We start from the raw sequence: 13575 nt of genomic DNA, 5'->3' as shown, positions 1-13575 counted from the left end.
CAAGCGCACCCTTGAAGACGCCCAGGGCCACGGCCGCCAGGAAGTAGCCATGCCGTCTCCCGAAGCAGCCGCCCGACATGCGGCTCCGCAAAGCGTCGACACCCTGATCATCGGGGCCGGGCAGGCTGGCCTGGCCACGAGCTACTGGCTGAGCAGAGCCGGCGTCGGACATCAGTTGCTGGAACGGCGCGAAACGCTTGGCGGGGCGTGGCAGGACCGGTGGGACGCGTTTTGCCTGAACACGCCGAACTTCTCGCTCGCGCTGCCCGGCATGCCGTATGACGGTCCCGCCCCGGAAGCATTCATGCTGCGGGATGACCTGATCGGCCATTTCCGGCACTATGCGGAGAGCATCGACGCTCCTGTCCGGACGGGTGCGGAAGTCACGCGTATCGCGCCTGCGGAGGGCGGCGGCTTCACCGTGGCCACAACCCAGGGCAGCTGGCGGGCACGGAACGTGGTGCTCGCTACCGGCGGCTACCAGGAGCCGAAAATCCCCGCACTGTCGGCGCAACTGCCCAGCCACATCCTGCAACTTCACACCGACAGCTACCGCAACCCGGGCCAACTGCCCGACGGTGCGGTGCTCATCGTTGGCACCGGCCAGTCCGGCGGCCAGATCGCCGAGCAACTGCTCGCCGTCGGCCGCGAAATCCACCTGGCGGTGTCCACGTGCCCGGAAGCACCGCGCCGGTACCGCGGCCAGGACCTCCTCTATTGGATGATGCAGCTGGCACAATTCGGCCCCGACTACGGACTGAACGGCCTCACCGTGGGGCAGTTGCCCTCCCCCGCGGCGAGGTTCGCCTGCAACCCGCTGGTGTCCGGCGCCGACGGCGGCCACGACATCCACTTGCGGGACCTCGGCCGGTGCGGCGTCCGGCTGCACGGCCATTTGGAAGCAGCCGACGACGGCAACCTCGTCTTCAGTGATGACCTTCCGGAACGCCTGGGCGTGGTGGAGTCGGCGTTCTACGAGCGGATGAAGCCGATGTTCGACAGCTATATTGCCGCCACCGGCATGTCGGCACCGGAGCCGGAGCCGCCGCGCAAGGACGACTGGCTTCCTTCGGAGCCAGCGCGGCTGAACCTCGAAGCCGCCAACATCACGTCAGTCCTCTGGGCCACGGGCTACCGGCTGGACTTCAGCATCCTGGACATTCCGGTGCTGGACAAATGGAACTACCCCCGGCACCACCGCGGCGTCACCGAACACCCGGGCTTGTACGCCGTCGGGCTGCCGTGGCTGACCGGGCACGGCTCGTCCATCGTGGCGGGCGTGGGCCGCGATGCCGAATACATTGCGCAGCACATCGCCGGGAACATCGCCGCCCGGTGAAGGCGACGTTCCAGAGGAGTGGCTACCCCGCGCAAGGCCCGTCGAAGTCCACGGGTGCGGCGAGGCCGGCCGAGCTGAACCATTCCCTGGCCCAGGCCTGGACCGAGGGTATCGCGAGTTGCTCGGCAACAAGCTCCGGCGGCCCGTCGAACACGGACTTCCCCTCCTCCAGAAGGTCCCCGGTGCCGCTGCCGGCGAGGAGCCCGAAGAGGGCAGGCTGGTCGAGGAAGGGAAACGTCCCGCCGTTGCCATCGGTCAGCACGCCCCAGCGCGAGGTGAACAGCGAAAACTCCTCCGGACGGTCCCCGCGGTCCACCACGAGCGGGCAGGCTTCGCCGTCGAGCTGGATCCGCCGGTAGTTGGGCTCCGTTTCGTCGAGGGCCATCAGCTGAACATCGTCCAGCCACGAAAGCCAGACCGCTGTGCACTCTCCCAGCAGCGGATACGGGGCGGCGGCGACGTAGCCGGCCTTGCTCACGTGGGCGGAGTGGCCAACGGCGATGTTGTGGAGCTGCCCCCGGACCAGCGGCAGGACCGTGCTGACAGGCCGGTGGTAGTTGGCGAATTTCCGCCGCATCACGACGGCTGCCCTGACGCGGCTGACCGAAGAGGAGTCGGTGCTGTACCAGGCTTTGGGGAATGGCACCTTTGGCCCGGCTGTCCGGCTGGAGCAGGAGCTGATCCGGTGGGACTGGGCGGAGCAGAGACTTGCGGTTGGAGCGAGCGGGTGGTGGAGGCATGGCAGCGAGCCGCGCGAGCGGTTGGGGTGCCAAAGGGACCGGCCCCAGGCACCGGAGATTGAGGACGTCTCCATGTACGAGCGGGACGACTACGCCGCGTCGCGCCGACGCGTCACGCAGGGCTAGGTGGACGCCAACGTCCGCAACGCCGTGGTCCTCCTTTCGGGTTTAGGAGACCCTATTCGAGTTGCAGTTGAGGTTGGCGTGCACCACTGCCTTGGCTCTCTTCTGCATCCAGTGGGCCCTCTGCAGGATCTTCGATCAGATCCGGCTCAAGGCCATTGTCGGACAAATACTTCATCGCCCTTTCGATGGTCTCAAGTTTCTTCTTCAGCTCCTTCAGGCCTTGGGCTGACTCGTCGGAGAACTCATCCAGTCGTTCGTATTCCCGGCGGAACGTAATCTCGTTCGCAACCAGGATGCTCCACAATGTGTAGTCGGGTTCAATTTTCTGCCGCTGCCGCAAAATGGCCGCGGCCAAGAGCCGCTGTACTACTGCTTCGACGGTTTCGGCCGAAGTACCAGGGCTGGCAAGGCTGAAGGCGATGCCACCGCCGCCTGCCCCAACGAGTGCGCCGGCAGTCAACAGTCCACCGATCATTCCGCCCGGGCCGAATCCGGCCAGGGCGCTTGTGATGACTGCTGCTCCGACCAATCCGGGTGCCGCAGCCAAGGCAAGGCCGCCGGTGGCCACTACCAGTGCAACGGCGCCGGCGCCCAACGCTCCCCATTTCTTCCAATTGACCACAAGCGCACCACTGAGAACGTCTTGGGCCTTTTTTGCAGCCTCAAAGACGTGGGTACCGTATTGGAATCCAAGTCCCATTTCCGCGGTGAGCTCCTGCATGGCGCCGAGCCATTTGTCGCGGTCCACGTTAATTTCAAATGGCCGGATGACGTTTTCGGAGGCAAGAACGGTGAGCAGCGTTACCGCATCTTCTTTGGTCAGATGGCGGCTGGGCAGCGGCTCAGGTACTTGGGCCTCCGGGTCCGATAGGTCGAAAGTCAATCTGGCAACTTGCGATGGCAGCGGCCTTCCCACTTCCCTATTCCGTTGGCGGATTTCATCTACCGCGGAAGCTTGCACCTGCCGCAAGGCTCCGGCGAACCGGACTCCTTGTTCGCCATCGAGCCGCGACCTCAGCAAGTAGGCGTAGCGCAGTGCCACCAAGGCTGTGAGCTCAGACGCGTCCAATTGGATGTCCACGCCACGGTCCACGCTGACGATTTCGGTGGACCTCGATCCGAACAACGCGAAACCAACGGCTTCGGCGACGGCGTCGTGGGAGAGGTAGGCCTCCGCGTCATGTACGTGGTGGTTGAATCCAGTTCCGATGCGGAAGTCAAGCATCCAGTTGAATACCGACGACAGTCCCCTGTGCGCAGCCACCGGATCCAGCACGTTCCAGAAGTTGGCCCACCAGGCCAAGTTGGTGGGAGGCTCCTGCATGCTCCCGCGCAGCTTATCGACGTCGAACCGTCCGCTGGCGAGTGGACTGCCGATGGTAACCATGCCAACCACCTCGAGCTCTGCTGGCATCCGCTGGAGGAGGTCCGCGGCGATCACGGACCCCAGGCTGTGCCCGATAATCACGATCGGGCCGGATGCGGGCAGTTTTTTCAGGATTAGATGCAGAACTTGCGCCCTGACATCCGCGTTGCCGAGGTACTTACGAACTTGCCCGAAGCCGGGGAGGCTGGCAGACCCGTTGACAATTAACTCAGCGCCGCCCCAGCCTCTCCCTTGGTTATGCCTTCCCAGCCGGAATTCGAGTGCCGCCGTGCGTCGCTCAAAGTCCCGCCGATTCTGGCGGACTTTGTCCCTAGCTGGCTGCTTGACGGTTATTCGTGGAAGCGAAAGTGATTCGTCACTGTCTCTCAGTGCATGCGCGTACCTTGGTGCAATTACGCGATCGGGGTCCACATCTGGATATCCCAAGCGGGACAACGCTCCCCTGAGGCCGCTCAGCCACGCGCCGTCCTTGTTTCCGTCGCCGACGCCGTGCAGAAAGAGAAGCGTTGGTTCTTGGGACATGGGAGCTCCGATCGAAAGAGAACTTAGAAATGGTGAGGTGTGCCATGGTTTGCAGCATCCAGCAGTGCAGTTAGCCGTTGTGTGACGACGCAGGCACTACGCATCCTGAAATTAGTTGGCGCTGGCATCCAGGAAAGTGACCTGCATCCCGAGGGAGTTGAACAGTCCTGTAAGCGTGGAGCGTGCATTCTTGGATGCACGCTCACGGAGCTCGGACTTTTCAGCCACAGCAGATATTTCCGTCTCAGCCCGGAGGTAAATCGCCGACTGGTCAGGGGACGCGAAGACGTCAGCGACGATGTCAAGCACTCCACGGTCACTGCGATATTCCTGAAAAGCCTTATGGTCCAGCCTGGGTTTTTCCAGTTGGGTCTCAGGTAACCGAAGCGTGGCTGATTTTCCGTCGGGGGACACCTCCAGGTCGCCCCCGTTGATTCCCGAGAGATCGACGTGAGCGTCTACCGTACCCACAGCCAGGACAACTGTTCGCCGCCCGGAAATGACGTCCGGTAGTGCTGCATTGTCGTCGCCGGTGTCGACAATCAGTTCGAAGGTCCCGATGGCGCTCTGCAGCTGTGAAACATTTTTGATGGACTGCAGGATCACTGTTCGATCAATGGATTTCTGGCTCCAGGGATACTCGTTGAACCCAAGCAGGCTGGCTCCGCCGAATATCCCCAGCACAGCGCCGGCCAAAATAGCGACGCCCTTCAATGCCTTCAAGACTGCATTCCCCCCAGTTATGTGAGACGGCGGCGCCGCCTCCCGCAAATGAGACTTCGTCCAAGACATATCTCGCCCGAAGAACTCCAGAGTTAGTGTAACCGGGCCCACCGAGGGGGTCGGGCGAATTGCCGGAGAGGTGGTCACTCTTGCCAGCCGGGCTTTTGCGTGCGCCTAAGAACAAATCGGAGGGTCGGATTCCCTTCAGGGGCTGGCGCCGCGCAGACGCTTGCGACAGACGACGGCGCCGTCCCGGGTCAGGCGCGGAGGTTCCGGGACGCGGGGCTTAGGTCGAGGCGGCGGCGGTGGCCACAACGGAGGCAGTCGATCAAGCGGCCTGCGTCAATGGACGGTACCGCCACAAATTAGCCGCCTCTGTCCTCGCCACAGGCGACGCCGTCGTGGCTACAGGAAGTCCCCGGTGCGTTCGCGGGCGATTTCCAGCAGCATGGAATGGAAGGCGACCTCGGCCGGGGCGTAGACCTTGTCCTGGCGCTGGGCCAGGAGCACGCGCCGCAGGGGAGCGGCGGAGCCGAGGCTGAGCATCCGGACGTCCGGGTGCTGCAGCCCTAGGGCCGTGTTCGGCACCATGGCAGAGCAGGTCATGTCGGCAAACCGCACAGAGGGCACGCGGTCCTCACCACTTTTACTGCGGGCAGGAGCACCATCAGGCCAGCGATAGCTGCTCTCTATCGATCGGAAAACCGGCGCTGCTGGTCCGTCGGTGACCTGTCGACCGATAAGATCGTGTCCCATGAACTTCGTGCAATCGGACCCACCTCCTTCTCACGCTCAAATGGTGGATCTCTTCGCCGGTCCTGGTGGATTGGATGTAGCCGCACACTGGCTGGGATTGTCCGTAGCCGGTATCGAGTGGGACGAGAATGCCTGTGCAACCAGGCGTGCCGCCGGCCTGGAAACCGTGCAAGGTGACGTTCGGGAGCATGGTCCGTCCGAGTTCCCCCGCGCGACGGTCCTCACCGGAGGACCTCCGTGTCAGACGTACACCGTGGCCGGGGCAGGCGCGGGCCGCAAGGCCCTGAACCAAGTCCTGTCCTTTATTGCGCGCATGGTCGACGGGGACGACATCACCGCTGAGCTAGCCGCTTTAGAAGATGAACGAACCGGGCTGGTGCTGCAGCCGCTGCGGTGGGCGCTGGAGGCCCATCGGGCGGGGAACCCCTACGAAGTGATCGTCTTAGAGCAGGTGCCAGCGGTCCTGCCGGTATGGGAGGCCATGGCGACGGTCCTGGAGACACTCGGTTACAAGACTGTGACCGGGGTACTGCGCGCGGAGGAGTACGGAGTCCCGCAAACCCGCCGCCGCGCGATCCTTATCGCGAACCAATTCCTCACACCTGCCCTCCCCGTCCCTACGCACCAGCGGTTCAGGAGAACGCAGGTCCAAGCATCCGCCGAGCAATCTGCCTTGCTACCATGCCAGAGCATCGGCCAGACCCTTGACCGACTCGAGCCTTTCGAGCTGGTCTCCAATTATGGAACCGGGGGTGATCCGAAAGCCCGTGGTCGGCGTACTTCGAAGGAACCAGCTTTCACCGTTACCGGGAAAGTCTCTCGAAATCGCTTGTTCTCAAACGCGGGTGAACTTGATCGACTCAACGTTTCAGAAGCTGGCCTTCTCCAGACGTTCCCCGCTAACTACCCATGGTCAGGCAAGGATGTGTCCCAGCAGATCGGCAACGCCATTCCACCGCGTCTCGCCGCACACGTCCTGGCAGCAGCCCTCGGCCAAGAACTCGAACCGGGTTTCTTCGACACTATGACGAGAACCCACTGGACCGCAATCGACAGCGAGACCAGAAAGGCAGCGGCCTCCAAGGCTGTCCACGGCTTCCCGGCGCCCGGGGAGGAAAGGGACTTCGATTCGGCCCTAGATCGGAGCCCCAGTGCGAGGGATAAGCGGGGACTTGATGGGGGTCGCAACGAACATCTCCCGGTGCCTCTTGCCTCCACATCTTCCGGCGTCCTTTGAGGCTGAGCCTCCCTCGACGGACTGTAGTCAGACCTCGCGAATAATGGACTTCGGGGGCCGAGGACGAGTGCTGCCGACCCGTCGTGGGTCGGGTCAAAAACGGCCATCGCCAAGCAAATCGGCAACGCGGTTCCGACGGCTCTGGGAAGAGCCATAGCAGCCCAACTGGTGAAACATTTGTAGAACACTTCGTTTCGCAGACCGAGCTTCACAGAAATGTCGCCTCTCAATGGTAAATATTGTCGTGAAGACTTCGGCGGGGGCCGAGAGCACTAATCTCGATTTGGGGGACGGAACCGATGATGGTTCAGAAATCATGGGCGGGGACGGCTTCGCCGCTGAGCCAGTTCGTTGCAGCAGAAACTGAGAGTGCACTCAACGCGTATCGGGCCCGCCCGGACCTCATTCGCGAACACAGCAACATCGAGGCTGCCATCTCGCAGGGTGGGTACGGTCGCAAACAGCTGAACGAGCTGATTCAGAACGCGGCCGACGCTATCAACGAGCCAGGGGGCCGAATCCGAGCCGTCCTGACGAAGGACGCGCTGTACTGCGCGAATGAAGGCGAGCCCTTCACCGAGGCTGGGTTCCGCACCCTAATGCTCTCCCACTCCTCGGAGAAAAGGGATGAAGAGATCGGCCGCTTCGGGTTGGGATTCAAGTCAGTTATCCAGGTAACTGACAGCCCCCAGATCTTCAGCAAGAGCGGATCCGTCTCATGGAGTCAGGAAAATAGCCGCGAAGCGCTCCAGAATCTTTACCCTGGGCTGGAGACCTACCCCATACTGCGCCTGGCGAGACCCGTCGACCCCTATGTGGAGGCGGCAAGCGACGACGTCCTCCAGGAGCTTTTTCAATGGGCCTCAACTGTCGTCAAGCTTCCACTGATGGGTAGCGTCAGCTGGCTGTCAGATGAAATGAAGAAATTCCCTGAAGAGTTCCTCCTCTTCTCCGACAAAATTGGCTCGTTGGAATTCGAGGATAGGGTCCAAAACCACTCAGTCACCTGGACAGCCAACCGGGATGAAAACCGTGTCAGCCTCGACAACGGTGTCTCAAACAGCGACTGGCTCATTTTCCGACACAAGCACGAAGTCAGCACACAGGCTGCAGTCGAGGCCGGAAGTATCGTTGCACGCCAGCATGTTGATGTAACTTGGGCTGTTCCGTTGACAGGCAACCAACGGCGCAAGATGGGCCGATTCTGGAACTACTTCCCGACTCAGCACGAGACTTCGCTTCGCGGCATCGTGAACGCGGCCTTCAAAATGAACGAAGACCGCCACAGCATGCTGGAGACCCTCTATAACCGGGAGATTCTCACGCGGACGCTTCCTCGTATGGTGGCAAGCGCCCTGAAAGACCTCAGGACACCCGAAGATCCGGCGCTGTTTCTGGATATCCTGCCGTCCCGTGACAAGGAGTCAAGTTCGTGGGCCGACTCCGTGATCAACAGACCCATCTTTGAGATCTTGCCGTTCGCACCGTGCCTGCCGGACAGAGCGGGCGTACTCAGGCTGCCCAGCGAGATCAAAGTGCAACCTGCACTGGAAGAAGCCACACGACTCATCGCTCTGTGGGAGTCATGGGTGCCAGTGGACCGGCACTGGCTACACCCGTCAGCCTTGCGACGGGAATCCCAGGTCGTACGCATTCTGAAGGAAGCGAACCTGAAACGCGCCTCCATAGAGGAATGGCTGGAAGAAGTTGTCGCAGGAGGAGAACTTCAGGATTACGAGAATGCTCTGCAGCTCGCCGCCATGATCGACAAGTCCTACACCGATTACCAGCCCGCAATGCGACGAAGCCGAATCGTGCTGATGTCGGACGGCAGCGTCGAACCGCCAATTACTTCAAGGGTTTTCCTCCCCATGAAGGCCGACGACGAGTCGGCCAACGTTGTGTCCTACGACCTGATGCATCATGGGAATGCGAACACTTATCTTCGAGCCCTCGACCTACAAGCACAGGACGGCCGGGGAATCGTCAGCCGCGTGGCCAGCGACGTCGCTCGCGACTGCTCGGACCAAGAGCTGGCGCAATCGCTCTGGAAGCTCACTCGCTCGCTCGCTGTTCCGGAAAGTCTCTCCATAATCAATGAGCGGACGGAGCCCGCCAAAATATTGGTTCGATGCCGGGATCGAAAATGGCGCCAGCTGGGTAATGTGTGGCTGGCTGGCACTTTGATTCCCCAGACGAATATCGGGGACGAGCATCTTCTTGTGGATGATCAGTTTCATGCCCATGACGTCGCCTTGCTGAGAAACCTCGGCGCTAGGACGACTCTCGCGGATGCCCAGATGACCCGTGGTGGTGAAACCTATGACATATGGAAGGCCCACCAAACCAACCGCATCTCCGGGTCAGTTGGGTTGTCAGGTGGGGGAATTCGATTCAATCAGGCATTAGCCACAGAGGGGCTCCATCTCTTGACGGAAGCTTCAGCGCCGACGCGGGCCAGGGTCACTCGGATGCTGCTTAGCCGGACCCATTATCCGACAAAGATCGATTTCACCAGTGGATTCCGTGCCTCGGAGAGCATCGAGGGGCCCGACTTGTGGTGGGTTAGGAACTATGGCGCCTTCGAAACTTCGCTTGGGCTAGTGGATACCAAACACTGCGTGGGAAAAATCGACGGGATACCGACCGACTATTTGCCGTTTCCTGGAGAGGAAGCCGCGGAATCCTTGGGTTTGGCCACGGACGCCCAGAAGACTGAATGGAGTCTTACTCTTTCGCTTGCTGAGCAGCGCCTGCCGATGCTGCAGCTCCATGAACTATACGGGGCGCTTGCTGCCCAAGGCGTGCGGGCACCCAGAGAGCTCTTGACCCCGCTTAGTGGAGGACGAAACTCACGGTATCGAACCAGCGATTTGATACTCGCAGGCGACATCAAGTCCCGAGACTATCTCGTTGATACGGCAGACGTGCCCGTCATATACACCGGTCATCCAGATCTCGATGAGGCCTTGACCGAGAATTGGGGACTTAAACCCGTTACCGTCGAGTTCTTCACCTCAGCCCGCGCCGTACCAGTGGAAGGCGAAGCCCCCGAAAGTATCAAATCGCGCTTTCCGTTCCTCAAGCGCGCAGCTAGTGAAGTCACGGTTCAGATCTTGTGTGTTCCTTGCGCCTCCGTAGATGAAGTCCGCACGAATAGCTTCGACTCACGTTCCGAAGCCACGCCAAAGGCGTCTTATCTCCAAGACGGGGTGCTGTATTACCGTGCGCCCCAGGGCGAACAGGCATTGCTGACAACCATTCTCGGCGCCTTTGGAAGCAAGAAGGCCGCCTCGCAAGTCATGCAGACGATGCGCCAGCTTAAGAAGGATGATGCGGCAAACACACGCATCATCAATGCAAACAAGCAAAAGACAGACGCAGGTAAGATCGCTGAATTGGTCGGTCGCGACACCCTTCGGACGCTAATTCCGGACGCAGTTATGAAGATGTTGGACGCACGAGACCTGGAGCTGACAGACGAGCGTATGTTCGAAATCGTCAGTAGATTGCACGGCAGTAGCCTTCTCAAGGTCCTTAAGCCTGCGCTTTCCGAGGCAGGCATCGAAGCACCCGACCAGTTCCGTGGCGGCCGTACAGCCCAGGAGTTCGTGAAGGAGCTCGGGTTCTCCCCGGCCATGGCTGGCGAATCAATCAAGAAGAAGCCGGAACGCGAGGAGTTTGTTGGACCAGTGGGTTTGAACCCACTTCATAAATATCAGGAGACAACCAGCAAGAAGATCGGCGACCTCCTCGCGGGGCATACCAAGCACAGCCGCGGCTTGGTGCAGTTGCCCACAGGCGCCGGCAAGACACGCGTAGCCGTGGAATCCGTGATCCGAGATATCAAAGCCACGCCGAAGGATGACCACCGCCTGGTCATCTGGATCGCCCAATCTGAAGAACTCTGCGAGCAGGCCATCGAAACTTGGACGTACGTCTGGCAGGCGGCGGGAGCACCCGGCGAACGAATGGCGGTGAGCCGGCTTTGGGGTGGGAACAGCGCCATCCGAGAAGAAACCAAACTCCACCTCGTCGTCGCAACCATTCAGACGCTGGCCAGCATCCAACAGAACCGTCGCTCGATGTACGAATGGATGTCTGATCCCGACCTGGTCATCATCGATGAAGCCCACGGGGCGACCGCCACTTCATATACCCCGGTTCTTTCCTGGTTCGGCCGCTCATTCACCGAAAAATCTCGGTCACTGCTTGGTCTTTCGGCCACTCCGTACCGGGGTACAAACGAGAAGGAGACTGAGCGACTGGTTGCCAGATTCGGACGCAATCTCATCGAGCCAGATGAGTTCAGCGCGGAGAACGCCCACGAGTACCTCCAAGGCATGGGCGTTCTAGCCAAGGTGAACCACGAAGAGCTGAAAGGTATCGAGCTCAAGCTGAAAGACATGCGCTCGGCCACGGACGAGGATTCCCAAAGCGCCATGCTTGAGGCCCGGATCGACCTGCAGCAGGTAGCGGACAGCACCCAACGAAACGAAGCCATTCTGGACCACATCAAGGCGTCGGAAACGAAGGGGCCGACTCTGGTCTTCGCCGCTTCGGTTGAGCATGCCGAGGCTCTCGCAGCTGTCCTGTCAGTTGAAGGCATTCCAGCAGCCGCCATCTCCGGCAAGACCGATCTGGGCCACCGGCGTTCAATCATCGAGGACTTCCGCAACGGAAAGATCCGCGTGCTGACCAACTTCGATGTGCTTACCCAAGGCTTCGACGCACCCAAGGTCGACGCCGTGTACGTTTGCCGCCCGACGTTTTCTCCCAACAAATACATCCAGATGATCGGTCGAGGTCTCCGCGGACCACTTAACGGAGGAAGCGAAGAAGTCCTGATCGTCAACGTTAAGGACAATTTGGATCAGTACGGTCAGAAGCTGGCGTTTACCCAGTTGGACTACTTGTGGAAGAACGAGGCGATAAGTGTTCGCTGAGATTCAACTAGACGAAAGTCAGCGAGCGGTCGCGGAAGCGGAGCCTGATGCGCGGATGTTCGTCACCGCTGCAGCCGGCCAAGGCAAGACCGAGGTCCTGCTGGCTCGGGTAAAGACATTGGTGGAAGACGGCCTCAACCCCGCCGACGAAATTTTGGTGCTGAGCTTTTCCCGGGCCGCCGTCGAGGCTGTCAGGAAGCGGGCACGAATCCATGATCTTGACGGGCTTCAAATCCGAACCTTCGACTCCTTTGCCGCGCAGATTCTGATCGACATGGAGGAAGAGACTCTGGGCGACAGCTTCGAGGCCCGGATCCGAAAAGCCACCAGATACATCGCCGGTGACGAGACGCCCGATAGGCTCACATACCTGAAGCACATCCTGGTCGACGAAGCTCAGGACCTCGTAGGAGACCGCGCGGAGCTCGTTTTGGCGTTGTTCTCCGCTCTCGGCGACGACCTTGGATTCACCGTGCTCGGCGACCCCTTGCAGGGCATTTACGACTTCCAGCTGGAAGAATCCGAGTCCAAACGCACCGCGGCGGAGCTCATCGATACTCTCGTCGAGGAATTTGACGCTGATCAACAGACGCTGGCAAAGCACTACAGGGCGGTGACCGACCGCACGAGGGAGCTCATCTCCGTCGGCAACGAGATCCGCAACCTGGGAGCACTCGACGACCCAGCCTGCGAGGCCGCACACAGCCTGCTCGACGATTTCCGCAGGGAAGTTTCCAGCACCTCCGTACTCAATGAGTCCGGGGCGCTCAGCCCGAATGACGGCGACACAACAGCCCTACTTTGTTCGACCAACTACGAAGTCCTCATCGCGAGTGAACTCTTGTGGGAGAACGGATATCCGCACCTGATCCGGCGGAAGGCTCAGGACATGAGTGTGGCGCCGTGGGTTCATCAGGTCTTCAAGGATCTGGAGGACAGGACGTACGACGCCGACGAGATCAAGTCCCGCCTGCACAAGCTCTTCGGCGAGGCAGCAGCCGACCGCTGGCTCGCGTTAAAAACAGCCGAGGGCAACTTCTCCGCGTATGACTCCCTGAATGTCCCCCAGCTCAGCCAACGACTGCGCAGCAGGTCGGTCCCTCTGACGCTCACCGTGGCCGACGTCGCTCCGCTGATCGTTTCGACGGTGCATCGGGCCAAGGGGCTCGAGTTCACCAATGTCCTCTATCTGCAGCCGGAGTTTGGATCTCCCGCCGCAGAGCAGAACGCAGCCACATTGAAGCAGAAATACGTAGCCCTTAGCCGCGCTCGAGAAGAGGTCGTCTCGACCAAGCTGCCGAAGAAGATCCTCAAGCACGCCGACGGGTCCAGGGGACGATGGCTGGAGAAGGCTTTCGGGAAGTACGGGCAGTACACGGCGCGGATGGAGTTCTTGAACTCGGACATCGACGACGTTTCGCCCTATTACCCCGCAGATGGAGACGCTCACGCCGTTCAGGACGGCCTTGTTCTCGATGACCTTCTGGGTGAAGTCGTGTCCGGCCGCATTGAGTCCCAGCCGGAGCCCGGTGAAATTCCCCGCTACGAGCTGACCACGAGCGACGGCCGCCGACTCGGCCGAACCAGCCACTCTTTTTCGTTCGCGCTAAAGAAGAATCTCGGCTTCAAGGGAAACCGCGGCGGCCAAGAGTGGCCTATGGCTTTTACCGGCGCCAGGGTCACATCCATCGAGTGCGCCACCGGCCATCCGGAGGAAACGAGACTCGCCGGGCTCGGTTCCTCTGGTATGTGGCTGGTACCGCGGCTTACCGGACTGATCAGCCGGATCAAGGATTAGG

8 protein-coding genes and 2 pseudogenes are annotated in these 13575 nt (G+C 60.8%); 6 read left to right on the top strand and 4 right to left on the bottom strand.

The features are described 5' to 3' along the window. Positions 1-49 precede the first annotated feature (49 nt). Positions 50-1339: an NAD(P)/FAD-dependent oxidoreductase gene (locus LQV16_RS05275; protein WP_229992850.1), complete on the top strand. Its 1290-nt coding sequence runs from the start codon at positions 50-52 to the stop codon at positions 1337-1339. Between the two features lie 22 nt (positions 1340-1361). Here the strand turns inward: LQV16_RS05275 and LQV16_RS05270 are convergent, their stop codons facing one another. Beyond that, positions 1362-1985 carry a hypothetical protein gene (locus LQV16_RS05270; protein WP_229992874.1) on the bottom strand — a complete coding sequence of 208 codons (624 nt, stop codon included), beginning with the start codon at positions 1983-1985 and terminating at the stop codon, positions 1362-1364. Here LQV16_RS05270 and LQV16_RS23680 point away from each other — a divergent pair. Continuing rightward, a complete protein-coding gene (locus tag LQV16_RS23680) occupies positions 1957-2205 on the top strand; it encodes a hypothetical protein (protein ID WP_356815691.1) in 249 nt (82 codons plus the stop codon). The genes LQV16_RS05270 and LQV16_RS23680 overlap by 29 nt on opposite strands. 52 nt (positions 2206-2257) lie before the next feature. On the opposite strand, the gene LQV16_RS05265 is transcribed toward LQV16_RS23680, so the two are convergent. The 3 genes and pseudogenes from LQV16_RS05265 to LQV16_RS05255 form a co-directional block, all read right to left on the bottom strand. Next, a complete protein-coding gene (locus tag LQV16_RS05265; protein ID WP_229992849.1) occupies positions 2258-4114 on the bottom strand; it encodes an alpha/beta hydrolase in 1857 nt (618 codons plus the stop codon). 111 nt (positions 4115-4225) lie between these two features. After that, complete coding sequence (locus LQV16_RS05260) at positions 4226-4837, bottom strand: DUF4230 domain-containing protein (protein ID WP_229992848.1); 612 nt, start codon at positions 4835-4837, stop codon at positions 4226-4228. Between the two features lie 405 nt (positions 4838-5242). After that, positions 5243-5431, bottom strand: a pseudogene (locus LQV16_RS05255) (LysR family transcriptional regulator); the annotation flags it as partial. Positions 5432-5591: 160 nt separating this feature from the next. On the opposite strand from LQV16_RS05255, the pseudogene LQV16_RS23675 reads away from it, so the two are divergent. From LQV16_RS23675 to LQV16_RS05240, 4 genes and pseudogenes are all read left to right on the top strand, one after another. After that, positions 5592-5873 (top strand): annotated as a pseudogene (locus LQV16_RS23675) (DNA cytosine methyltransferase); the annotation flags it as partial. A gap of 33 nt (positions 5874-5906) precedes the next feature. Next, a complete protein-coding gene (locus LQV16_RS05250) occupies positions 5907-6830 on the top strand; it encodes a DNA cytosine methyltransferase (protein ID WP_229992847.1) in 924 nt (307 codons plus the stop codon). Between the two features lie 299 nt (positions 6831-7129). Beyond that, complete coding sequence (locus tag LQV16_RS05245; protein WP_229992846.1) at positions 7130-11776, top strand: DEAD/DEAH box helicase; 4647 nt, start codon at positions 7130-7132, stop codon at positions 11774-11776. Next, entirely contained in the window at positions 11766-13574 is a 1809-nt protein-coding gene (locus LQV16_RS05240; RefSeq protein ID WP_229992845.1) for a UvrD-helicase domain-containing protein, read from the top strand. The genes LQV16_RS05245 and LQV16_RS05240 overlap by 11 nt, the downstream gene beginning before the upstream one ends. The last annotated feature ends 1 nt before the right edge of the window (position 13575 follow it).

Origin of the sequence: Arthrobacter sp. Bi26 (assembly GCF_918697925.1) — a bacterium.
In the GTDB taxonomy this organism is placed as follows: Bacteria; Actinomycetota; Actinomycetes; order Actinomycetales; family Micrococcaceae; genus Arthrobacter.
Note: the sequence above shows the minus strand (reverse complement) of the source record. Positions and strands in the feature narration are given on the sequence as shown.

Coding starts and splice junctions, on each gene's coding strand:
- LQV16_RS05245 (WP_229992846.1), top strand. CDS start 7,130: ATGATGGTTCAGAAATCATGGGCGGGGACGGCTTCGCCGCTGAGCCAG.
- LQV16_RS05250 (WP_229992847.1), top strand. CDS start 5,907: ATGGTCGACGGGGACGACATCACCGCTGAGCTAGCCGCTTTAGAAGAT.
- LQV16_RS05275 (WP_229992850.1), top strand. CDS start 50: ATGCCGTCTCCCGAAGCAGCCGCCCGACATGCGGCTCCGCAAAGCGTC.
- LQV16_RS05265 (WP_229992849.1), bottom strand. CDS start 4,114: ATGTCCCAAGAACCAACGCTTCTCTTTCTGCACGGCGTCGGCGACGGA.